The sequence below is a fragment of the Acinetobacter sp. UNC436CL71CviS28 genome (assembly GCF_000620525.1).
Classification (GTDB): domain Bacteria; phylum Pseudomonadota; class Gammaproteobacteria; order Pseudomonadales; family Moraxellaceae; genus Acinetobacter; species Acinetobacter radioresistens.
In genome coordinates this window covers 164,942-189,354 of record NZ_JIBB01000001.1, presented here as the reverse complement: position 1 = coordinate 189,354, position 24,413 = coordinate 164,942, and the positions used below count along the sequence as shown (strand labels likewise).

The 24,413-nt window shown below is 42.9% G+C and carries 16 protein-coding genes, 2 tRNA genes and 1 pseudogene; 12 read left to right on the top strand and 7 right to left on the bottom strand.

Annotated features, from left to right (window positions below):
- Positions 1 to 326: 326 nt before the first annotated feature.
- The 3 genes and pseudogenes from N518_RS0100980 to N518_RS0100970 all read left to right on the top strand — a co-directional run bounded on the left by N518_RS0100980 (position 327) and on the right by N518_RS0100970 (position 7,151).
- Positions 327 to 2,684 (top strand): Tex family protein, encoded by a 2,358-nt coding sequence (locus tag N518_RS0100980; RefSeq protein ID WP_005024174.1) that lies wholly within the window; start codon positions 327 to 329, stop codon positions 2,682 to 2,684.
- An 84-nt stretch (positions 2,685 to 2,768) separates the two neighbouring features.
- Positions 2,769 to 4,745 (top strand): annotated as a pseudogene (locus N518_RS16045) (DUF2075 domain-containing protein).
- 219 nt (positions 4,746 to 4,964) lie between these two features.
- Complete coding sequence (locus tag N518_RS0100970; protein WP_010699886.1) at positions 4,965 to 7,151, top strand: SulP family inorganic anion transporter; 2,187 nt, start codon at positions 4,965 to 4,967, stop codon at positions 7,149 to 7,151.
- Between the two features lie 59 nt (positions 7,152 to 7,210).
- Here N518_RS0100970 and N518_RS0100965 read toward each other — a convergent pair whose 3' ends face one another.
- Both N518_RS0100965 and N518_RS0100960 read right to left on the bottom strand, forming a co-directional pair.
- On the bottom strand, positions 7,211 to 8,098 hold the full coding sequence (locus N518_RS0100965) for an SDR family NAD(P)-dependent oxidoreductase (RefSeq protein WP_005018003.1): 888 nt from the start codon (positions 8,096 to 8,098) through the stop codon (positions 7,211 to 7,213).
- Between the two features lie 411 nt (positions 8,099 to 8,509).
- Complete coding sequence (locus tag N518_RS0100960) at positions 8,510 to 9,787, bottom strand: O-acetylhomoserine aminocarboxypropyltransferase/cysteine synthase family protein (protein WP_005024181.1); 1,278 nt, start codon at positions 9,785 to 9,787, stop codon at positions 8,510 to 8,512.
- A 284-nt stretch (positions 9,788 to 10,071) separates the two neighbouring features.
- On the opposite strand from N518_RS0100960, the gene ettA reads away from it, so the two are divergent.
- Together ettA and N518_RS0100950 are read left to right on the top strand one after the other, a co-directional pair.
- Positions 10,072 to 11,733 carry an energy-dependent translational throttle protein EttA gene (ettA, locus tag N518_RS0100955; protein WP_005018007.1) on the top strand — a complete coding sequence of 554 codons (1,662 nt, stop codon included), beginning with the start codon at positions 10,072 to 10,074 and terminating at the stop codon, positions 11,731 to 11,733.
- Positions 11,734 to 11,965: 232 nt separating this feature from the next.
- Positions 11,966 to 12,892: a cation diffusion facilitator family transporter gene (locus N518_RS0100950; protein WP_005024183.1), complete on the top strand. Its 927-nt coding sequence runs from the start codon at positions 11,966 to 11,968 to the stop codon at positions 12,890 to 12,892.
- Positions 12,893 to 12,905: 13 nt separating this feature from the next.
- On the opposite strand, the gene N518_RS0100945 is transcribed toward N518_RS0100950, so the two are convergent.
- From N518_RS0100945 to N518_RS0100925, 5 genes are all read right to left on the bottom strand, one after another.
- The gene (locus tag N518_RS0100945) at positions 12,906 to 13,244 is read right to left on the bottom strand and encodes a hypothetical protein (RefSeq protein ID WP_005024185.1); all 339 of its coding nucleotides are present in this window, start codon (positions 13,242 to 13,244) and stop codon (positions 12,906 to 12,908) included.
- 106 nt (positions 13,245 to 13,350) lie between these two features.
- A tRNA-Glu gene (locus N518_RS0100940) sits at positions 13,351 to 13,426 on the bottom strand.
- Between the two features lie 33 nt (positions 13,427 to 13,459).
- Positions 13,460 to 13,535: transfer RNA gene (locus tag N518_RS0100935), tRNA-Ala, on the bottom strand.
- A 56-nt stretch (positions 13,536 to 13,591) separates the two neighbouring features.
- The gene (gltX, locus tag N518_RS0100930) at positions 13,592 to 15,103 is read right to left on the bottom strand and encodes a glutamate--tRNA ligase (RefSeq protein ID WP_005024187.1); all 1,512 of its coding nucleotides are present in this window, start codon (positions 15,101 to 15,103) and stop codon (positions 13,592 to 13,594) included.
- Positions 15,104 to 15,216: 113 nt separating this feature from the next.
- Entirely contained in the window at positions 15,217 to 15,558 is a 342-nt protein-coding gene (locus N518_RS0100925) for a hypothetical protein (RefSeq protein ID WP_005024189.1), read from the bottom strand.
- A 454-nt stretch (positions 15,559 to 16,012) separates the two neighbouring features.
- Between N518_RS0100925 and N518_RS0100920 the strand changes: the two genes are divergently transcribed.
- From N518_RS0100920 to mraY, 7 genes are all read left to right on the top strand, one after another.
- Positions 16,013 to 17,029, top strand: a complete 1,017-nt coding sequence (locus tag N518_RS0100920; RefSeq protein ID WP_005024191.1) for a sulfate ABC transporter substrate-binding protein — start codon at positions 16,013 to 16,015, stop codon at positions 17,027 to 17,029.
- A 201-nt stretch (positions 17,030 to 17,230) separates the two neighbouring features.
- Positions 17,231 to 18,142 (top strand): 16S rRNA (cytosine(1402)-N(4))-methyltransferase RsmH, encoded by a 912-nt coding sequence (gene rsmH / locus N518_RS0100915; protein WP_005024193.1) that lies wholly within the window; start codon positions 17,231 to 17,233, stop codon positions 18,140 to 18,142.
- A gap of 11 nt (positions 18,143 to 18,153) precedes the next feature.
- The gene (gene ftsL / locus N518_RS0100910; RefSeq protein WP_005018026.1) at positions 18,154 to 18,501 is read left to right on the top strand and encodes a cell division protein FtsL; all 348 of its coding nucleotides are present in this window, start codon (positions 18,154 to 18,156) and stop codon (positions 18,499 to 18,501) included.
- Between the two features lie 10 nt (positions 18,502 to 18,511).
- The gene (gene ftsI / locus N518_RS0100905; RefSeq protein ID WP_026443906.1) at positions 18,512 to 20,335 is read left to right on the top strand and encodes a penicillin-binding protein PBP3; all 1,824 of its coding nucleotides are present in this window, start codon (positions 18,512 to 18,514) and stop codon (positions 20,333 to 20,335) included.
- 12 nt (positions 20,336 to 20,347) lie between these two features.
- The gene (locus N518_RS0100900) at positions 20,348 to 21,847 is read left to right on the top strand and encodes a UDP-N-acetylmuramoyl-L-alanyl-D-glutamate--2,6-diaminopimelate ligase (RefSeq protein WP_005024197.1); all 1,500 of its coding nucleotides are present in this window, start codon (positions 20,348 to 20,350) and stop codon (positions 21,845 to 21,847) included.
- A gap of 8 nt (positions 21,848 to 21,855) precedes the next feature.
- Positions 21,856 to 23,262: a UDP-N-acetylmuramoyl-tripeptide--D-alanyl-D-alanine ligase gene (locus N518_RS0100895; protein ID WP_005024198.1), complete on the top strand. Its 1,407-nt coding sequence runs from the start codon at positions 21,856 to 21,858 to the stop codon at positions 23,260 to 23,262.
- Positions 23,262 to 24,380, top strand: a complete 1,119-nt coding sequence (gene mraY, locus N518_RS0100890; protein ID WP_005018035.1) for a phospho-N-acetylmuramoyl-pentapeptide-transferase — start codon at positions 23,262 to 23,264, stop codon at positions 24,378 to 24,380. Before N518_RS0100895 ends, mraY begins: the two co-directional genes overlap by 1 nt.
- The last annotated feature ends 33 nt before the right edge of the window (positions 24,381 to 24,413 follow it).

Genomic DNA, 24,413 nt, shown 5'->3' with positions numbered 1-24,413 from the left:
TTTATTGTTTATTGTCATCGTGATCAGACCCATATACAGTATTGAGTATACGATGCTTACAATGAGTTTTACTATGCTCTAAAGCACCAAATATTGCAGTAAAAATCAAGACATAGATACCAAATATATACAGGTAAAAAATAAACAGGAACGGCCAGATCTTGGTAATTTACGGGAATTTTGTCGTAAAATTGCATAAAAACCATGGAACTTCACTAAATTAGCATTATTGCTGATGTGTAATTTAGATAAAACAATAGTAGATTTTATGGCCTTGGTCTTTATAATCACAGCTTTTAGTATTTATCCTTGTGGAATCAAACACGATGACTGACTTAGTTCAGCAGCTGGCAAGCGAGCTTGCCGTACGTCCAGATCAGGTTGAAGCTGCCATCAAGCTTATAGATGAAGGTGCCAGTGTTCCTTTTATTGCCCGTTACCGTAAAGAAGTGACACAAGGCTTAGACGATACGCAGCTACGTCAGCTTGATACGCGTTTATCCTATTTACGTGATTTAAATGAGCGACGCGCTAAAGTCATCGAATCGCTGAAAGAACAGAATAAATTAAGCGATGACTTGCTGGCCCGGGTCGAGGCCGTCGAAACCAAAAATGCTCTTGAAGAAATTTATGCACCTTATCGTCCAAAACGGACCAGCAAATCTTTCAAGGCAAGAGAAGCTGGTTTAGGGCCGGTTGCTGAGAAAATATTGGCTGAACAGGTTGACCCGAGTGAAGCACTTGCAGGGTTCTCGCATGAAGAGTACCCAGACCTGGAAAGCCAGCTGGATGCCATTCAGCATATTATTATTGATGAGTGGGCACAGAATATTGCGCTGACGGCTGAGCTTAAAGCCAACTTTGCAAAAACTGCCGTTTTGAAAAGTGCAGTAGCAAGTGAAGAGAAGAAAGAAGTTGGCAAAAAATTCCGTGACTATTTTGAATTTTCAGAAAATTTGAACAAAGTCCCTTCACATCGTTTACTGGCCATGTTGCGCGGACGTCAGGAAAATGTGCTGGGCCTTAAAGTTGATGGTGAAAATGATCCGGCGATTCAGCGTATTGAGGTTGAATATCAGTTGGATCAAATTCAGCCACAGACACGTCAGGATTTTCTCAAGCAAACTGCAAAACTGTTCTGGATGGGTAAAGTACGTCCACAGGTTGAGCATTCATTACTGACCGAAAAGCGTTTAGCTGCTGAAAATGAAGCTATGCAGGTCTTTGCAGAAAACCTGCGTCATTTACTCTTGTCTGCACCGGCAGGTAGCCGACGTACATTGGGCGTAGACCCGGGTATACGTACTGGCGTAAAACTGGCAGTAGTGAATGAGTCAGGTGATGTACTCGCCCATAGTACGATTTATCCGTTTGCTCCAAAAGAAGATAAAGAAGGTTCAGTGGCCGAACTTGCGCGTTTGTGCCGTGAATTTGATATTGAACTGATTGCAATTGGTAATGGTACAGCCAGCCGCGAGACTGAAGCTGTAGTGGCTGAAATGATGGCAGCCAACCCGGATCTAAAACTGACCCGTGTGACTGTAAGTGAAGCCGGTGCGTCAGTCTATTCAGCGAGTGAGCTGGCTTCTCAGGAATTGCCTGAACTGGATGTGTCTATTCGTGGAGCAGTATCTATTGCCCGTCGATTACAGGACCCACTGGCTGAGCTAGTTAAAATTGATCCGAAATCAATCGGCGTGGGGCAGTATCAGCATGATGTAAATCAGGCCGGTCTTGCAAAAACGTTAGATGCGGTAGTTGAAGATTGTGTAAATGCGGTGGGCGTAGACGTTAATACCGCCTCTTCTGCAATTTTAGGTTATATTGCTGGTTTAAATAAAGCAATTGCCCAACAAATTGTAGAATACCGTAAAGAGAACGGTCGCTTCGACAACCGTCAGGACTTGAAAAAAGTTCCCCGTTTGGGCGATCGTACATTTGAACAGGCAGCTGGCTTCCTGCGTATTCAAGAAGGTAATCAGCCATTAGATGCATCTTCTGTTCATCCGGAAAGTTATGGTCTGGTTGAGAAAATTGTTGAAGCCAAAGCCACTACTGTAAAAGATATTATTGGAAATAGTGAAATTATTCGTCAGGTAGACCCTAACCAGTTTATTGATGACAAGTTTGGTCTGCCTACTATCCAGGATGTATTGGCCGAACTGGAAAAACCGGGTCGTGATCCGCGCCCTGAATTCCGTACTGCCAAGTTCCGTGATGATATTACTGATGTAAAACAGCTGACTGAAGGTATGCAACTGGAAGGCGTGGTAACCAATGTTACTAACTTTGGCGCTTTTGTTGATATTGGCGTACACCAAGATGGACTGGTACATATTTCAGAATTGGCAAACGAATTTGTTTCAGATCCGCACAAGATTGTAAAGCCGGGACAAATCGTACAGGTACGTGTGATTCAGGTCGATGCAGAGCGTAATCGCGTTAATCTTTCTATGCGACCTGAGGGTGCTGCTGCGCCGGTAAAAACATCACCACGTCCGCGTCGTGAACAAAATCAGGAGCAGCGTCCTGAGCGTAAGCCACAAGGTAAACGTCCTCAACATGCCCGTCCGCAAGGTGAACGCTCACAAGGGAAGAAACCACAGGCAGCTAAACCGCAGGAACAGAAAATTGGCGGATTAGGCGCTTTATTATTGCAAGCAGGTATTAAAGGATCTAAATAATCTCTGCGAAGTAAACGGAAACCTCCCAAGTGGGAGGTTTTCTTTTTTATCTAAAATAAATTGAAGAAAGTTTGGCTAAAAAGAATGGGTCTTGCACAAAGTTACTACCAGAATAATTTTTTAGAATTCAGGAATGAAAATGAAGAGGCTATATTAGGTTCACTGGCTTATCAGCATGAGTTCAGTCTTGATGAATTACAAAAAAGTGCATGGCTTAAGCAAATTACGATTTTAAAGAGAGCTCTTTGTATACTTGATCAAGGCGAGATCTTTTTTGAATTTCATATTCCACGTATGGGGAAACGTGTAGATAATATTTTGATCATTCAAGATTTAATTTTGGTCATTGAATTCAAAGTGGGAGATACGCAATACAGTCACTCAGCACAAATACAAGTAATTGATTACTGTTTGGACTTACTTAATTTTCATGCAGGTAGTCATAATCAGAAAGTAATTCCAGTTTTGGTGGCTACACAGGCAGCAGAAACTAGGCAGAATTGGGAGGAAATAGCCTCATTAAATGAGGTAGCATGCTGTAATGCAGAAAATTTTGGAGAGATATTTTCTGAAATTATTCAGCAATTTTCTCATAATTCAGTCATTAATACCCAATCTTGGCTGGAAGCTCCCTACAAACCGACACCGACAATTATTGAAGCAGCACAAGCTTTATATAAAGGCCATCAAGTCCAAGAGATTTCTCGTAGTGATGCAGGTACGATTAATCTTGAAATTACCTCTAATAAGATTGAGGAAATCATTGAATACTCCAAGCAGAATAACATAAAGTCGATCTGCTTTTTAACCGGGGTACCGGGTGCAGGCAAAACGCTTGCTGGTCTAAATATTGCGAATCAGCGATTGAAAAAGGATCAGACAGAGCATGCTGTTTTTCTTTCAGGTAATGGGCCATTGGTCGATGTATTACGTGAAGCATTGGTGCGCGATACAGTAAAAAATTTTAAATTGCAGGGCCTGTCAAAAAGTCGTCTAGCGGCAGAGCGTTCAGCAAAAGCGTTTATACAGAATATTCATCATTTTCGAGATTATTATTTACGCTCTACAGAAATACCTGTTGAGCAGGTAGTGGTTTTTGATGAGGCGCAGCGGGCCTGGCAAAAAGAACAGGTTTCCAATTTTATGAAACTCAAAAAGGGAATTGATAATTTTACTATGTCTGAACCCGAGTTTTTGATCAATGTGATGAACCGGCATATAGATTGGTGTGTTGTAGTCTGTTTAATCGGTGGTGGTCAAGAAATCAATACAGGAGAAGCTGGCGTTACTGAATGGTTAGAAGCCTTGAAACAGAAGTTTTCTGAGTGGCAAATTTATTATTCCGAAAAGATATTAGAAGACAGCGTTTATTTGGACTCTACAGAACATAGGAACTGGCTACAAACTACAGGCATTAATGAACAGGATTTACATTTAGCTGTCTCTGTACGTTCATTTAGAAGTGAGCGGGTATCACAATTAATTCAATATATTTTAGAGGGGAATTCTTAGGCTGCTCAACAGCTCTATTCAGAGATCAGTTCTGATTATCCTGTCGTATTGAGCAGAAATTTGAAGCAAGCTAAGCAATGGTTAAAAACCAGGGCAAAAGGATCGGAGCGTTACGGTATTGTAGCAAGCTCTGGGGCAAAGCGTTTAAGAGCAGATGGAATAGATATTAAAAGTAAAATTACTCCTGAACATTGGTTTCTAAATCTAGATACAGATGTACGCTCTTCATATTACCTAGAAGAGGTCGCTACCGAATTTGATATACAGGGTCTGGAAATTGACTATACCTGTGTTGCTTGGGATATTAATTTTTATTTTGATCAGGAGTGGAAGTATCAGGCTTTCAAAGGTAGTACATGGCAGAAAATTAAAAATGAAGCCAAGCAAAAATACTTGCTAAATGCGTATCGGGTTTTATTGACTCGCGCGCGACAAGGCATGGTAATTTATGTGCCTGAAATAGAGCAGGCCGACTGGACCCGGCCAGCGAAATATTATAATTCTACGTATCAATTTTTAATGGATTGCGGTTTCGAAACCTTAAAATGAAAAAGTAAGATGAAAAAAATCCAACTCTAGCAAGCATAAGGCAGAGTTAGATAAAAGTTAAATAAAATAGTGTAAAAATCACACATTATAGTAGCATAATCAGGCTTTAATTCAGAAAGATTGTCAGACAATATCAACTCGCTTTTTATAAAAACATCGATGTTAGTGTTACATCTGACCTCGAAGTCGATTCTAATTTTTATTCCAAACGGTTGTTTTATGTCAGTTTTAAATTTGAGAAAACCCTTTTATTTAAAAGATATACTCTCTGGACTTGTCGTTTTTCTGGTCGCATTACCCTTGTGTTTAGGTATAGCTTTAGCCTCAGGTGCACCCATTATTTCCGGTATTATTGCGGGGATTGTAGGCGGAATTGTCGTCGGGGTGTTGAGTGGCTCACACATCAGTGTGGCAGGCCCGGCGGCCGGGCTCACGGCAGTCATTCTGGTACAACTGGATCAATTAAGCGGCAATTATGCCGCTTTTTTATTGTGTATTATTTTTGCCGGTTTACTTCAAATTGGCTTTGGTCTATTCAAGCTAGGTTTTTTTGCTAATTTTATTCCCAATAACGTTATTTTAGGGCTGCTCGCAGCAATTGGCGTAATTCTGATAGCAACCCAATTACCTTATTTATTGGGTATCCATGATTTCTCATGGTCAGCAGTTTGGTCTGGAACATTTTTTTCAAATTTTAGCTCCCTTGATAAAGGCGCAGCACTGATTGGTCTGCTCAGTCTATTTTTAATTCTGGCTTGGGACAGTAGTCCTCTTAAAAAACTGGTTCTGCCATCGGCACTGGTAGCTGTGGTTGCCGCTGCGCTATTAAATTTTATTTTAATGTCGATGGGTTCTCCTTTGGCAGTTCAGAATCATAACTTGATTCAGTTACCTAATTTACTGGAAGCTCCAAGAGATGTACTGATTTTCCCGGATTTTGGCTATTTAGCAGAACCACTGATTTACACCGGAGCTATTACCCTTGCGGTAGTCGCTTCTCTGGAAACACTTCTGAATCTCGAAGCGGCAGACAAACTTGATCCACAAAAACGTTCATCACCACCGAACCGCGAGTTATGGGCACAAGGCACAGGCAATATTGTTTCCGGTTTAATTGGAGGTATGCCAATTACGTCGGTAATTGTACGTAGCTCCGTCAATGCCAATTCTGGCGCACGCAGTAAATGTTCGACCATTATTCATGGCATTTTCCTGCTACTGGCAGTGATGTTTTTTGTGCCATTGATGAATATGATTCCTTTATCAGCTCTAGCTGCGATTTTAATTTTAACGGGTTTTAAACTTACCCATCCAAAACTCTTTAAAAAGCTTTATCAGCAGGGCTGGAAACAGTTTTTGCCTTTTATTATCACATTAGTTGCGATTTTACTCACAGATCTGCTCACTGGAATTCTAATTGGATTATTGGTCAGTAGTGCTTTTATCCTATACGGTAATTTGAATAAGGGCGTACGTGTATATAAGGAAAAGCATTTGCACGGTATTGTTACACGGATTGAACTGCCTTCACAGGTTACTTTTTTAAACCGTTCAGCACTCATTTCAGCTCTCGAACATGTTCATAAAGATGAGCAGTTAATTCTGGATGCGACTCAGTCCGATTCAATCGATCCAGATATTTATCAAGTTATTCAGGAGTATCAGAATGAAACTGCCATTAAACGCAAGATTGATTTAAAACTAATCGGATTCAAACAGCATTATCATGAACTGGATGACGCAGTACTAGATATTGATATCAGTACTCGCGATTTGCAGCAGCAACTGACACCTGCCCAAGTACTGAACTTGCTTAAGGAAGGAAATGAGCGCTTTGTGAAAAATGAACGTTTACAACGTGATATTTACCGGCAGATCCGGGTCACTGCTGATCAGGGTCAACATCCGATTGCTGCCGTACTCGGCTGTATGGACTCAAGAGCTCCTACAGAGATGCTGTTCGATGTCGGAATTGGGGATTTATTCAGCCTGCGTATTGCAGGAAATGTGGCCGGACAGAAAGTCATAGGCTCTCTTGAGTTTGCCTGTCAGGCTAAGGGTTCAAAAGTAGTTGTGGTGCTGGGCCATACTGACTGCGGAGCAGTAACTAGTGCCTGCCAGCTGCGGTTACAGCATAAAAGTATTTCTGATATTAAAGAAATGCCGTATATTCAGTATATCTTGGGGCCGCTAATGCATTCGGTTCAGAGCGCTTACGATATTATGCAGCCGCGTGAGCTGAACCGGCCTTTTATTGATCAGGTAACTACCCTGAATGTTCATTACAATATCCAGTATATTGTTAACCACAGCTCTGTCTTAAAAGAGATGCTTGAACGTGGAGAAATAGCCATTGTGGGAGCAATTTATGATGTGCAGACCGGTCGGGTCAATTTTCTGGAATAAAAGAAACTAGCAAAATGCCTCCAGAATAGGAGGCATTTTTATTGATAAAGTAATTATATTTACCAGTGTTCACCTGGAAAAATACGGGCATAAGCGCGTTGAACCCAGTTAAGTTTTTCCTGTTTACCCACTGATGCGCTGGAACTTGGAAACAGATTAAAGCCAATTGACATAAACATATTGTTGATTTCAGGAGCAATCGAATAAGTAATGGATGCCAAACGGCCAAGATGCGTAGCCAAGCGTTTCGGACGCTTGATAATGGCATAGGCAATCAGATCAGCTGCCTGCTCAGGCGACAGCGTAGGGACATAACGATAAATTTTGGTCGGTGCAATCATGGGCGTGCGCACCAGAGGCATATAAATTGAAGTGATTGCAATCTTGTGTGAATGCACTTCTGCTGACAGACAGCGGCTAAAAGCATCTAGCGCGGCTTTAGAAGCCACATAAGCAGAAAAACGGGTTGCATTAGCCAGCACACCAATTGAACTGATATTAATAATCTGTCCGTCACGACGCTGCATCATTTGCGGCAATATATTTAGAATCAGACGGATTGCACCGAAATAATTCAGCTGCATGGTACGCTCAAAGTCATGAAAGCGGTCAATTGATTCATGGACGGCACGGCGAATAGAACGTCCAGCATTATTAATCAGGATATCAATATGGTCTACAGACGCCAGAATTTTCTGGGAACATGCATCAATAGCATCCAGATCATTTAAATCACATGGGAAAATAGTTGCTTTTCCACCTTCTGCTTCAATTTCGGCCTGAACTTCTTGCAAGGTAGATTCAGTACGGGCAACCAGCAGCACATGTGCACCCGCTTGAGCAAGTTTCTTGGCTGTAGTTAGGCCAATTCCACTGGAAGCACCGGTGATGAGTGCTACCTTGCCATTTACCTTGTCTTTGAAAAGTTTCTCTAATTTGTTGTTCACGTAGATCTTCCTGGCTGAAAATTTGCTGAGGCAAAATAAATATAATTTTTTTTAAATATGTTATAGCCATGACCTGCAATAGGCCAAGGGGCTCAGTCGGTTTTTATCTTAACGAAATGACAGGAAAAATCCAGAGTTAAGTGATTGAATCTAAAAATAATATTTAGAGTAATTACTCTAATTTGAGTATGTGTTTATACTGTGTTTTAACACAAGTTAAAATGGTTGAAAAGATAAAGCTTTAAAAAAGCAGTTCATAAATGAAAAGTAAAAGCATATACCGGATTAAAATAAAGCTATCAGGTAGGGCTAATTATCAGAAGCATTCGAGTTCAAGCTTTTTAGTCAGACTGACTGGTATTTGAGAGAATATAAACAGGGTCATGTATAGTGACCCTGCTTGTGTATAACTTAAACTGCGGCAAGTGCCTGTTCTAGATCGGCAATCAGGTCATCAGCATGTTCAATCCCGATAGATAAACGCACCATATCCTCGCTAACCCCTGCAGATTTCAACTCCTGTTCATTGAGCTGACGATGGGTAGTGGTTGCCGGATGACAAGCCAAACTTTTCGCATCGCCAATATTGACCAGGCGGGTGAAGAGCTGCAGTGCATCAATAAAACGGGTACCGCCAGCAAGTCCATCCTGTACCCCAAAGGATAAGATAGCCGAAGGTTTACCCTGAACATATTTTTGTGCCAGCGCATGCTGTGGATGGTCTGTCAGGCCTGCATAATTTACCCATTTGACTTTTGGATGAGCTTTCAAATACTCGGCAATTTTTAGAGCATTTTCGGTATGGCGCTCCATGCGCAGGCTTAAAGTTTCCAGTCCTTGCAGAATCATGAAAACATTCATCGGGCTAATGGCGGCGCCAGTATTACGTAAAGGCACAACACGTGCACGGGCAATATAAGCAGCTTCACCAAGCGCCTCGACATAGTTAACCCCATGATAACTTGGGTCGGGCGTATTTAACACTTTAAAACGGTCCGGATATTTACCCCAAGGGAATTTACCGCTATCGACAATCGCACCACCAATACTGTTACCGTGACCTCCAATATATTTGGTTAGCGAGTGCACCACAATATCAGCACCAAATTCAAAAGGCTTGAGCAAAACCGGTGTCGCTACCGTATTGTCAACTACCACCGGTATACCATATTCATGGGCAATTTTACTGATGGCTTCCAGATCAATGATATTGCCAAGCGGATTACCAATTGACTCGACAAATACCAGTTTAGTTTTATCATCAATCAGAGAGTGTAATGCTTCTGGATTCTGATAATCGAAGAAGCGCACTTCAATTCCCTGTTTGGGCAATGTATGGGCAAACAGATTATATGTACCACCATATAGGGTGGAAACAGAAGCAATATTATCGCCTGCTTCGGCAATAGTCTGAATCGCATAGGTAATTGCCGCCATACCCGAAGCAAGTGCCAGTGCACCTATTCCACCCTCTAGAGCTGCGATACGCTGTTCAAGAACCGCTGTTGTAGGGTTCATAATACGGGTATAAATATTGCCTTGGACTTTTAAATCGAACAGGTCGGCCCCATGTTGAGTATTATCGAAAGAGTAGGACGTGGTCTGGTAAATAGGTACCGCTACGGCTTTCGTCGTCGCTTCAGGACTATAACCGGCATGAATTGCCAAAGTTTCATCTTTATATGTCATATTATTTCTTCGATGTGGGTTAAAACCTAATCGAGTCTAGCATTTTTTAATATGAAATAAAGCTTTCCTATTCTTTGTCTATATCTATTTATTTCATAAGTATAGTGATGAGTTTAAGCAAACTCAAAATCTTGGTGTGAGTTTAATTTTTAGTCACAAAAGGCTATGAGATAACCCGCAGAATACCCAGAGTACGCCTTATGTTTTCATGGTATTCATCGTATAATACGCTGGTTATTTTTTCGCAGTTTGCGATATTCTGATTTTCAATTGAGGAGTCCTGCGTGGCCCAATATATTTACACGATGAACCGTGTGTCGAAGATGGTTCCGCCTAAGCGTGAAATCCTGAAAGACATCTCTTTGTCATTTTTTCCGGGTGCAAAAATTGGTGTGCTCGGTCTTAACGGTGCAGGTAAATCAACTCTGCTCCGTATCATGGCGGGCGTAGATAAAGATTTCTCTGGGGAAGCACGTGCGCAACCAGGTATTAAAATCGGCTATCTGGAACAGGAACCACCTCTGGATCCGAACAAAGATGTACGTGGAAATGTTGAAGATGGTCTGCGTGAACCGTTAGATGCATTAGCCCGCCTGGATGAAGTGTTTGCAGAATATGCAGCAGAAGATGCTGACTTTGATGCACTTGCAAAAGAACAAGAGAAACTTGAAGCCATCATCCAGACTTGGGATGCACATAATCTGAATAACCAGATGGAACAGGCTGCTGCTGCATTAAACTTGCCGGCTTGGGATGCTGACGTGACTCTACTTTCAGGGGGTGAACGCCGCCGTGTTGCACTTTGCCGTCTGCTTCTATCTAAACCGGACATGCTTCTTCTTGACGAACCGACTAACCACTTGGATGCAGAATCTGTGTCTTGGTTAGAACGTTTCCTAAAAGACTTTCCTGGTACCATTGTTGCTATTACGCACGACCGTTATTTCCTTGATAACGTTGCTGAGTGGATTCTGGAGCTTGACCGCGGACATGGTATTCCTTACCAGGGCAATTATACGTCTTGGCTGGAACAGAAAAATGCCCGTCTAGAACAGGAACAGAAACAGGAAGAGTCTTTTGCTAAAGCCTTGAAAAAAGAACTCGAATGGGTTCGTTCAAATGCCAAAGGCCAGCAGAAAAAGAACAAGGCTCGTATGGAGCGTTTTGAAGAGTTAAACTCTAAAGAATTCCAGCAGCGCAATGAAACTTCTGAAATTTATATTCCACCTGGTCCGCGTTTAGGTAATAAGGTAGTAGAAGTTGAAGGCATCAGTAAATCCTTTGATGGACGTCTGCTTTATGAAAACCTGACCTTTTCTGTACCACCAACAGCAATTGTTGGTATTGTTGGTCCAAACGGTGCGGGTAAAACCACACTATTCCGTATGATGACTGGGGAACAGCAGCCAGATACCGGAACAGTTACTCTGGGTGATTCAGTTAAAGTGGCCTATGTTGGCCAGATTCGTGACACCTTGGATAACAACAAAACCGTATGGGAAGAGGTTTCTGGCGGTCTGGACATCTTGAAAGTAGGTGATTACGAAATTGCGTCTCGCGCTTATATTGGCCGTTTTAACTTTAAAGGCCAAGACCAGCAGAAACGTGTAGGTGAACTTTCTGGTGGTGAGCGAAACCGCTTGCAGCTGGCAAAAATCTTACAGCAGGGTGCTAATGTAATCCTGCTTGATGAACCTTCAAACGATCTTGATATTGAAACTTTGCGTGCACTTGAAGATGCAATTTTGGTCTTTCCGGGTACAGTTATGGTGGTATCGCATGACCGCTGGTTCCTGGACCGTATTGCAACGCATATTTTGTCGTTTGAAAATGAGCAGCCTGAATTTTACACGGGTAACTATGCTGAATATGAAGCATATCGTCAGTCACGCCTAGGCGATGCAGCTGTAACCAAACGCGCCAAATATAAAAAAATCAGTGGATAATAGCCACAACTGAAAAACCAGCCTGAGGGCTGGTTTTTTTGTTTATAGGATTTTGACATCTCAGACCATACCAATAGAAAAGTCTGTAGTAACAATTAGTTACTATGGCTTTCAAATTAGTAAATTAAACATTGTTTTACTGTCAGAAGTGAACTGGATATCCCAGTAGCATACTGTTACCTTAGAGGATAAGAACTGTAGAGTAATCCACTAAGAATCGAGGAGACTGTCAATGGGCGCGCATCATGGGCACGATCACAGTCATGCAGTCGTCACTGAAGGTAATGCCAAAAAGCTTGGTTTTGCTTTGGCACTAACTACGACCTTCTTAATTATTGAGATAGTTGCGGGCTTTATAACCCAAAGTTTGGCTCTGTTATCAGATGCCGCGCATATGTTTACCGATGCCGCAGCGTTAGCTATTGCATTGGTTGCCATTAAAATTGCTAAACGTCCCGCTGATAATAAGCGTACCTTTGGCTATCAACGCTTTGAAATTCTGGCAGCACTTTTCAACGCCTGTATGTTGTTTGTGGTGGCTATTTATATTTTATATGAAGCCTACCAGCGTTTTAGCCAGCCACCCGAGATTCAGAGCCTTGGCATGCTCTCCGTGGCAATTATTGGTCTAGTGATCAATCTGATTTCCATGCGCATTCTGTTTTCAAGTTCGAAAGATAGTCTGAATGTGAAAGGGGCTTATCTTGAGGTTCTGAGTGATGCCTTGGGTTCAGTTGGTGTTATTGTTGGCGCCTTAATTATTTATTTTACTGGCTGGATGTGGGTAGATACCCTAATCGCAGTGCTAATTGGTTTCTGGGTATTACCACGGACCTGGATATTGCTGAAACAGAGTATCAATATTCTACTTGAAGGCGTACCTGAAGAGATCGATATTGAAAAGCTGCGTAATGACCTCTTGGAACTCGATAGTGTCGAGAGCATTCATCAGCTTAAAGTCTGGGCTATTACTTCTAAAAATGTGCATCTAACTGTGCATTTGTATGCACCACATGCAAACCGGAACCAACTTTATCAAAATGCTCTCGAAATGTTGACCCATGAGCATGGTATTACCGAAGTGACGTTACAGATTGAGGAGGACCCATGTCAGACACTTGCTCATGACCATCAGAATGATCATGAACACAGTCACTAAGTTATTTTAGGGTTTAGATCTGCCACTCATGGCCACATTCACGACACTTCCATTGTTTCTGGGATTGCATAAATGCCTGCATGGACAGTTTAAAGTCTGGCAAATCGCGCCAGAACAGGAATCCGGCTATAAGGCAGATAATAAATACAGCTACAGTCGCCATTTGCAATGTACTGCCGGCACCATCACCAAAAATCCACATGCCGATACTGATTACCACCAGTAGTAATAAAATAAAAATAGCTGGAATCAGGAACACCAGACTTTTGGGAACCACAGGACGGGGGGTATTGGTTCCTTGACTGACTGGTATGATCTTGGGACTCTGGCATTGCGGGCAGCGATATTGCATGGAAAACTCCTAAACTCTTTTGCTGTCTATTTTACTGAATAGTGTAGGTAAGCCGAAAGTGTAAGCATAAAAAAAGCCACTGAATAGGTCAGTGGCTTTTAGAATTTGGCGTCCCTACGGGGATTCGAACCCCGGTTACCGCCGTGAAAGGGCGATGTCCTAGGCCTCTAGACGATAGGGACTTATGAGGCAGTTACACAAAGTAGAACAGCTTCTGGTGGAGTCAAGCGGGATCGAACCGCTGACCTCTACAATGCCATTGTAGCGCTCTACCAACTGAGCTATGACCCCAGCGTTTGTGTGAGCGCAATATTAGGGGCATTGCGCTCATACGTCAACACAAATATTTACTCGCCTTGATCATCTGCTTCATTTTTCGGCAATTTCAGGCTTTCATTAAGTTTTTCCCAGGCTTTTAACTCTTTTTTGCTCGGACCACCTACAATTTCTAGTGCACGACGCAAACGGGCAAAGGTCAAGTCGGGACCTAAAATCACCATAGATTGCATGACAGGCGTGGATGAGGTTGAACCGGCAATCGCAATAAAAAAAGCAGGCATGAAATCACGTAGCTTGATGCCCATTTGGTTAGACAGATCCATTAGAGTCTGGCTGACCGTATCATTATTCCAGGTAAATAGACTTTCCAGCCGCCAGATGGCAAATTGCAGGCTTTGACGAACCTGCTCCTCAGTCAGTTTTTTACTTTCAAACTGTTCTTTGGAAATATTCGGGAACTGATTGAAGTAAAAGCCCGCCCAGTTTACTGCCTCAGAAAGCAGGTTAATTCGCGGCTGGATGGCTGCAGCAATCTCTTCAAGTTTATTACGGTCTGCCTTCCAGTTGAGCAGGGTATTTAACAATTCTGCAGGAGACAATGCCTTAATCCACTGACCATTTAACCAGTTAAGCTTTTCAACATCAAAAATCGGACCGCCTAGTGATACACGTTTAATGTCAAAGTGTTCGATCATTTCTGCCAGCGTAAACTTTTCACTTTCATCTGGCATAGACCAACCCATACGACCCAGATAGTTTAGTAGGGCCTCTGGCAATACACCAATATCACGGTAATAATTGATTGATGTTGGGTTCTTCCGTTTAGATAATTTGGACTTATCCGGATTGCGTAGTAGTGGCATATGACAGATTGTCGGCATATCCCAGCCAAAGTAGGAGTACAGCAACTGGTGTTTTGGTGCCGATGGAATCCATTCTTCGCCACGGATGACATGCGTAATTTGCATAAGATGGTCATCAACCACATTGGCCAGATGATAAGTAGGCAGTCCGTCAGTTTTTAACAGAATCTGCATGTCTACCTGAGCCCAAGGAATCTCAACTTCACCACGCAGCATGTCATTAAATTTGCATACGCCTTCAGCAGGCACTTTCATGCGAATAACATGAGGTTCACCAGCTGCCAGACGGCGTTCAACTTCTTCATGAGAGAGCTGCAGACCCCGACCGTCATAGCGTGGACTTTCACCACGGGCCTGCTGTTCGGCACGCATCTGGTCGAGTTCTTCTGGAGTTGCAAAGCAATAAAAAGCATGACCTTTTTCAACTAGTTCTAATGCATACTGTTTATAGATATGCATACGCTCGGACTGGCGATATGGTGCATGTGGGCCACCGATATCTGGTCCTTCTGACCAGTTCAGTCCCAGCCATTTTAATGAGTCCAGAATCATTTTTTCTGATTCAGGGGTTGAACGCAGCTGATCGGTATCTTCAATACGCAATATAAATTCGCCTCCATGCTGCTTGGCAAAGCACATATTGAACAGGGCGATATAAGCAGTACCAACATGGGGAAAGCCAGTTGGAGAAGGAGCAATACGGGTGCGGACGTTCATAACTCTTAATTTTCAATAACAGATTAAGACTATTATAACGAAAAAGCCTGACAGCTTAAGGGTTAATTCACCCCAGGCAGGTCAGGCTAGAAAAGACTATGAAAATTATAAAATTAAGAGGTTTGCTGTGGAAAAATAATCTGTACCAGACGGCTAAAACGCTGGTTCTGTGCCGCCAGAAAATTCTGGGTAGGAGCAGCACGCATAGAAGTCAACATTTTTAAATCCAGCTCAGATCTTTCAACTGAAGGCGTAGTTTTCTCAGATTGGCGCTGGTTTAAAGCTTTTTCGATAAGAGAGCCTGTTTTAGCAGGAGCATGGGTAGAACCAGATATTTTAGATAAATCCTGATTTTTAAGACTGTTGCCTTGTACAATAACTGCGCTATGCCCTATCTGGCTGAGTGTAAGCATACTCAAACTTAAGTAAAAAATCTTAAATAAATTCATGTTCATGTAAGAAGAGTCCCCTATAAATCGGCTAATTCTTATAAAGTTTGCCGAAAATCGCATGAATTAAAACAGCTTTGTCTTAACAGTTACAGTATAGACTCACAATTCATTACAAAATTTTAAACTAACTCTAGTTAAAAAATTACAATAAACCCTAAGCTGTATTGGAAGTGTATTTTTAACAGATAAATGTGTAGAGGAGGTGAAGAGAAAATAGGAGACTTAAGAGTGCCCAAGATACTTGGATTTTTTGACTGTACTAGAAGCTAAATAAAAGATGACAGTTTCAGTTAGAGAAAACCTGATAACTGTACCTAAAACAACGTTATATAAAAATCAGGAATTGTAGAACTTAATCAATTGAATGGAATGCAATACTCAACCGTATAATGAGTTGTTGTTTTATAAAAATTTTCAGTATATTGCAAATTGTTTATCAAGTGACCTAGAGAAGTAAATGAGAAAGCATTTCCAATGGGGTTTAAAAGGTGGCATGTTAGCCACCTTAATACTATGTGGTTCAGTTACACAAGCTGCTGACCGTCAATTTTTGAATGTCTCATATGATGCGACACGTGAATTTTATGATGAGTTCAATAAGTCATATGGTGCTTACTGGAAAAGCCGTACTGGACAAACAGTTGAATTTAAACAGTCACATGGCGGTTCAGGTAAACAGGCACGCTCAGTAGTTGATGGTTTAAAAGGTGATGTAGTGACTTTAGCCTTGGCAAATGACATTAATGAGATCGTAAAATCTGGCCAGATTAAAGCAGGCTGGCAAAAAGAATTTCCTTATAATTCTGCACCCTATACTTCAACTATCGTTTTTATGGTACGTAAAGGTAATCCGAAAAAAATTCAGGACTGGAAAGATCTAACCAGACCGGGTGTGCAGATTATTACACCTAACCCTAAAACAGGCGGCTTGCCACGCTGGATTTATCTGTCGGCTTGGGGCTATGCGCTGAAACAGCCGGGCGGTAATGATGCTAAGGCACGAGTGTTTGTTAAAAGCATGTATAAGAATGTCAAGGTGATGGACTCTGCTGCACGTGCCTCTATGACGACATTCGCCGAACGTGGCATGGGTGATGTACTGCTAACCTGGGAAAATGAAGCTCTAGTCACGCTTAAAACTTTAGGCCGTGATAAATATGATATTGTTTATCCATCAATTTCAATTTTAACGGAACCATCGGTTGCAATTGTTGACAAGACAGTTAAAAAAAATGGTAATAAATGGCTGGCTACCGGCTATATTAATTATCTGTATTCTCCTTTGGGCCAGGAAATGGCAGCAAAATACTATTATCGGCCACGTAACCAGAAAGTTATGGCGAAATATGCTGCTCAATTTCCTAAGCTGAAAACTTTCACTATTGATGAAGTATTCGGGGGATGGAGCAAGGCACAGCAAACCCATTTTGTAAATGGGGCAACATTTGACCAGATTTATAATGATCGTCGCTAACCATTCGTCGTTCAAGTAGTTCCTCTGGAAAAGCCCTGTAGCAGAATAATTCTGTCAGGGCTTTTTAATGATGCTTTAAAAAAGATCGGCAAAACGGTTTTCTCTATAGAAAATAATATTTCCCTACAAAAAGCCATTTGGAGCTTTATAAAAACAGGGTAATAATGTGCAGTTAAATTTTTAGCTGTCTGAACCGATCTTATGTCGCATATTTCTGTATTACTCCATGAAACTGTTGCTGCCGTACTGGCAGAGCGCAATACAGGAATTTATGTAGACGCAACCTTCGGCCGAGGTGGCCATAGCCGTGAATTACTGGCTCAGCTCAATACAGATGCTCAGGTTTATGCCTTCGATAAAGATCCTCAGGCTTTGGCTGTTGCTGCCGAGCTCGAGCAGCAGGACGCTCGCTTTAAAATTATTCATGCCAGTTTTGCTGACCTTAAACAGGAGCTTGAAAAAATTGGTATAACTGAAGTCGATGGGATCATGGCAGATTTAGGGGTTTCATCGCCACAACTTGACCAGGCTGAACGCGGTTTTAGCTTTATGCAAGACGGACCCTTAGATATGCGTATGGATAATTCCCAAGGCCAAACCGCAGCAGAGTGGCTGGTCAATATTGAAGAAGAGGCATTAGCCAATATTATTTATCAGTATGGGGAAGAGCGTTACAGTCGCCGCATAGCCCGCGCAATTAAACAGGCAGGCTACATTGCAACCACTGGCCAGCTGGCTGAACTCGTGAAAACTGCCCATCCAAAATGGGAAAAACACAAGCATCCTGCTACGCGTACCTTTCAGGCTATTCGTATTGCCATCAATAAAGAATTAGAAGATATTGAGCTGTTTCTACCACAGGCAGTCGATATTCTTAAACCATATGGACGCCTGGCGGTAATCAGTTTCCATTCACTGGAAGACCGTCTGATCAAACAGTTTATACAAAAAGAATCAAGTTTGGCCGAAGATTCAGGCTGGGGAATGCCGCAAATACAGCAGGACACTCGCCGTCTGAAGAAAATTTCACGTATTAAAGCCAGTGATGCCGAAGTTAAAGAAAACCCACGCTCACGTAGTGCTTGGTTAAGAGTAGCAGAACGCTTAGCATAGTAAGGCGCACAATGAAAAAAAAAGTTGTTGAAGAAAAAGCTGAACAACCTCTCTTGCAGAAACCGGCTCTCAAGAAAATTGTGGTTTACACAGTTCTGGTACTGCTGGTTTTTATGAGTGCGGTCATGGTGGTTTTTCAGGTTTTTCAATATCGTCATGATTACCGAGATCTGAGTTCCTATATGCGTGAAAGGGATGACCTGAACGCAGAATGGGGACGCCTGCTGATTGAACAACAGACTTTTGGTGCCACTGCCCAGATTGGAACCCGGGCAGTAACCCAGTTGCGTATGTATTCTCCGCCGGCTTCACAAACTGTGGTGATTTCCTTACCTATGACTTCTGAGCAAAAAAAATAAGGCATGCTGTATGGTAGACAAGCGAATTAAGCAAACACGAAGAAAACAGCAGTCGATTTCGGAAAAACCTACTCTTGCCTTTGATATGTGGCGCTTCTATTTAATGTGGGGCGTGGTATTACTGTGTTTTGTCATATTGATTGCGCGTGCATTTTATGTACAGATTATTAATAAGGACTTTCTGCAAAACAAGGCCAATGCCAATATTTTAAGAACTGAGTCTTTAAAAGCCATGCGTGGAGTCATCAGCGATCGTCATGGTGTACCTCTGGCGATCAGCACGCCAATTATGAAAATTGTAATTGACCCGCGTGATTATTTTGATAATAAAAAGCTCTACGACGAGATTAAAGCCGAGTTAAAAAAAGATCCGAATAACCGCAAACTCAAGCGTCAGTTACCTGATAAAAATCTTAATCTGGATGAGTTGGCCGATGCAGTCGGTATCGATCGGACCGAATTAAAAAGAAAATTAAACGAGCGGCCAAGATCACGTTATCTGGTTCTGAAAAAAGAAGTACCACCACAGCAGGCAGACCTGATCGTCAAGCGAGATTTTCAGGGGGTATATGCCGAGAAAAATTATAAACGCTATTATCCGCAGCCACAGCCAAATGCTCAGATTATTGGTTTGACCAATAGTGAAGGGACTGGTATTGAAGGCCTGGAAATGCAGCTTAACAAACGGCTGGCTGGTGTCGATGGTGAGCAGAAAGTTATCCGTGATAAACGCGGTAACCGGTTGAAGGTAACCGAGGTTATTAAAGAAGTTGAACCGGGTGAAAATATTACACTCAGTATTGACTCACGTTTGCAATATATTCTTTATCGTGAACTTACAGCTGCAGGTATCGCCAACAATGCCCGCTCGGCCAGTGCTATTGCAGTAGATGTTAAAACCGGTGAGATTCTGGCCATGACCAGTTGGCCCTCTTATAACCCGAATGATAAAAATGGACTGGCCAATAAAGATGCCATGCGAAACCGCGGTGCAATCGATATGTTTGAACCGGGTTCTACCATGAAGCCATTAAGTGTGGCTGCGGCGCTAGAAAGTGGTAAATATACACCAAATACCATTATTAATTTAGGCTCAGGCTCAATGCGGGTCGGTAACCATACTATTCGTGATACGCATAGTTATGGCCAGCTTAGTGTAACTGGTGTAATTATCAAGTCATCAAACGTTGGTGTGGCGAAGATGGCTTTATCTTTGCCCTATTCAACTCTTCCGACATTTTTTAAGCGAATTGGTTTCGGACAACGTTCAGCTGTGAAGTTCCCGGGTGAGAGTACAGGCCTGATTTTACCACCAAGTAAATGGAATGTTTCAGAAGTAGCCACTATGTCTTATGGTTACGGTATTAATGCCACTGTACTGCAAATGGTACAGGCGTATGCCATGCTGGCAAATCATGGTGTAAAAATGCCTCTTAGCCTTTATAAGCTGGATGAACCGCCTAAAGGTGAGCAGCTTCTTGAACCTAAAATCGCTGATCAGGTACTCCTGATGATGGAACAGGTAACATTACCTGGAGGAACTGCACGTCAGGCTAATATTCCCGGTTACCGTGTTGCAGGTAAAACAGGTACGGCCCATAAACTGCGAGCTGACCGTAAGGGTTATTCGAGTAATGAGTACCGCGCCCTGTTTTCTGGTGTAGCACCGGTAAGTGATCCACGACTGGCCATTTTTGTGGTCGTAGAAAATCCGAAAGGAAAATATTATGGCGGTCTGGTGGCTGCGCCAGTATTTGCCCGGGTAATGCAGGAATCACTCCGTTTGATGAATGTGCCATTAGATAAGCCGCTCGATGTTCCACAGGAACCGTAAATCAGGTGATGCATGACAATTACATTTAATGAAATATATCCAGGTAACGCCAACGTAGAGTGGGCGAATCAGCCATTTAGCGGTTTTTGTCTGGATAGCCGTAAAGTACAGGCAGGACAGATCTTTATTGCTTTAGATAGCTTAAGTCATTCTGATAAAACTCGTATTTTTGCGGAAAATGCATTAAGCCAAGGTGCTCTTGGTATTATTTCCGAATCTGATCTCGGGGTGACCACAGCATGGGTTTGTCCCCAGGTTAGACAATGGATGGGTGGGTGGCAAAAACAGTATTTACAGGCTACCCAGCCGGTAAATTCTGCCCGAATTCTAGCTGTCACAGGGACTAATGGTAAAACCACTATTTCCCGGCTGATAGCAGAACTGATCAGCTTCCAGAAGCAGCCCTGTGCTGTAATGGGAACAACTGGTAATGGTATTTTACCGCATCTGGTCGCTTCAACACATACCACACTAGATGCGTTACAGCTACAAAATGCCCTGCATGATTTTTCCTCTCAGGGTGCGAATTTTGTTGCTCTCGAAGCCAGCTCACATGGCCTGGAGCAGGGCCGTCTGAATGGCTGCGAGATTGAAATTGCTATTTATAGTAACCTGAGTCGAGACCATCTGGATTATCATGGAACCTTGGCAGCTTATGCAGATGCCAAGGCTTTGCTGTTCAAATTTGCTACGCTGCGTAGTGCCGTAATCAATCTGGATGATGATTATGCACCAGTGATGCTGGAAACAGCACAAGCCAATCCGGCCCGACCAAAGATTTTGACCTACTCATTACAACATCCAGAAGCAGATTATCGCGTATCTGATATTCACTACAGTCTGAAAGGAGCGAAGTTTAAGCTGATCGCCCCAACAGGTGAATATGTGGTACAGAGCCCGCTTTTAGGTCAATTTAATATTGAAAACCTGGTGGCTAGTCTGATTGCAGTAGAGCAGGCCGGTTTTAAACTGAGTGATATTTTAGCAACTGTACCTCAGCTCAAGGGAGCTCCAGGCCGCATGCAGGTGATCCGTGATGCAGAGCGTTTATTTGTAGTGGATTATGCTCATACACCTGATGCTTTAACACAGGTTCTGGTTACCTTGAAACGCCATGTCCAGAATCAGCTTTGGGCCATATTCGGTTGTGGTGGTGATCGCGACCGTGGCAAACGTCCGTTGATGACTCAGGCAGCTCTTAATGATGCTGACCCGGTGATTCTCACCTCAGATAACCCGCGAACAGAAAGTCCTGAACAGATTTTTGCTGATATGAAGAATGGGGTTGATTTTGGTAACCATCATGTGCAGGAAATTCGCGACCGGCGTGAAGCAATCAAATATGCAGTGCAACAGGCACAAGCTGGCGATATTGTAGTCATTGCCGGAAAGGGCCATGAAAACTATCAGGAAATTGATGGCGTCCGACACTGGTTTGATGACGTGGTCGAAGTGCAGTCCGCACTTGAAGCCCAACACTGCAATTTATCTCAAGCCTATTCTGCTGACTAGGAAAACTTATGCATACCTCTACAACAAGTACCGGGTCTTTGGAGCCTTGGACAGCCCAACAATTAATGGAAGCAACACAAGGCTACTGGTATCAGGAACGTTGCCCTGAGCAGCCAATCAAGCGGATTCTGACGGATTCACGGCAGGCAGAAGCTGGAGATGCTTTTCTTGCCTTAAAAGGTGAGCGTTTCGATGCCCATAATTTTGTGGCTCAAGTTTTAGATAAGGGCTGTCAGGTTGCAATTGTTGAGCGTCCTCTTGACCTTGACATGATGCAGCTGGTTGTTACAGATACACGGCAGGCACTAGGAAGGCTTGGAGCCTATCGTCGTCAGCAGAATCCACAGCTTAAAGTAATTGCGCTGACGGGGAGTAGTGGTAAAACGACTACTAAAGAAATGCTGGGCAGTATTCTGTCCCGTCTTGCACCTACCTTGGTCACACGAGGCAATCTGAACAACGACTTGGGCGTGCCTATGATGTTGCTCGAGCTTACAGCTGAACATCAATATGCAGTGATGGAACTGGGCGCCAGTCATCAGGGTGAAATTGATTATACTTCACAGCTGGTCCAGCCACAGGTGGCAGGTATCATTAATGTTGGTACTGCACATTTAGGTGAATTTGGAGGCCGTGAAGGCATTTGTCGGGCTAAATCGGAAATCTATGCTCATATAGCAAAAGATGGAACCTCAGTTATTCCGGCGGCTGATGATTTTACTGACGCTATCCGTCATGCTGTTCAGACAACGCAAGTCCTGAGTTTTGGTGAAGGCGGCGATATATATGCAACAGAAATGACGCTATTGGCTCAGTCTGCCCAATTCATGCTACATACACCACAGGGTGTGCGTGAAGTTAATTTACCTTTTGCGGGTTTACATAATGTACAGAATGCAACTGCAGCTACAGCTTTCGCGCTTGCGATTGGTATTTCTCTGGACGATATAGTTATCGGTCTCGAGCTGGCACAAGGGGCGAAAGGGCGATTAAATTTTATTAGCCATAAACAGCATTTGTTTATTGATGATACTTATAATGCCAATCCTACATCGATGCGGGCTGCCGGAGAGGTTCTGGCACAGCAATCCGGTATCAAAGTAATGGTCACTGGCGATATTGGCGAGCTGGGTGACGCTGCAGCTGTTGAGCATTACCGTCTGGGGCGTGATCTGGTGAGCCAGGATATCAATTTTTTAATAGCAGTTGGCGAGTTTGCACCCGCTGCACTTGAAGGTGCCCGTAGCACCCAGTACGGGAAAAAAATGCAGGCCTTTCTGACTCAGGCCCAAGCACTTCCTTTTCTAATGAGTCTGGTCGAAACACATCAACCACAGTCTATGAGTTTCCTGTTTAAAGGTTCTCGTTATACCCATATGGAGACGTTGATGGCTGATTTGATGGAGAAAATTTAATGCTGTTATGGTTGTTTGAACAGCTTGCGGGCTATCATAGTTCGTTTCAGGTGGTTCGTTATTTAACATTTCGCTCTCTATTGAGTGTCCTGACGGCCCTCAGTATTGGTCTCATTCTGGGACCAGTCATGATTCGCAAGTTACAGGCACTTAAATATGGTCAAGCAGTCAGCTCTTTTGCTCCTGAAAATCATGCGAAAAAAATGGGTACACCTACTATGGGTGGGGTGTTGATTCTATTATCGATTGGTATTTCAACACTACTCTGGGCAGATTTATCTAATCCTTATGTCTGGATTGTACTGGGCGTGATGGTAATTTTTGGTGCAGTAGGCTGGGCAGATGACTGGATCAAAATCCGTTATAAAGATAATGCCGGACTACCTGCGCGCAAGAAATTCTTCTGGACATCTATTGCCTCTTTAGGTGCCGGTATTGCACTGTATTATATTGCAACCCAGCAACCTAGTGCCGTACAGACAGCTAACATGCTGGATCTGCTTATTCCATTTTTTAAAAATCTGACGATTCCATTATCCGTTATCCCATTCGGTATCGCCTTTATTGTCTTTACCTATCTGGTTATTAATGGTGCTTCAAATGCGGTTAATCTGACTGATGGTCTGGATGGTTTGGCAATTATGCCTATTGTACTGGTTGCTGCAGGACTAGGTGTATTTGCCTATCTGGCAGGTGATGTACGCTTTGCTGATTATCTGCATATTCCTTATGTAAAATATTCTTCTGAACTGGTAGTTATCTGTTCGGCCATGATTGGTGCCGGTCTGGCTTTCCTCTGGTACAACGCTCATCCTGCTCAGGTGTTTATGGGAGATGTGGGTGCTCTGGCACTGGGAGCAATGCTCGGTACAATTGCGGTCATGGTTCGTCAGGAGATTGTTTTTGCAATTATGGGCGGTGTATTTGTCATGGAAGCAATTTCCGTCTTCCTGCAAATTGGCTCGCTACGTATGCGTAACAAACGAGTTTTTCTGATGGCACCATTGCATCATCATTATGAAAAGCAGGGCTGGAAAGAAACCCAAGTAGTAATCCGCTTCTGGATTATTACAATTATGCTAGTGGTTTTGGGACTAATGACCTTAAAATTACGTTAAGCAAATCTTTTTATAAAAGCCGGCATTTGCTAA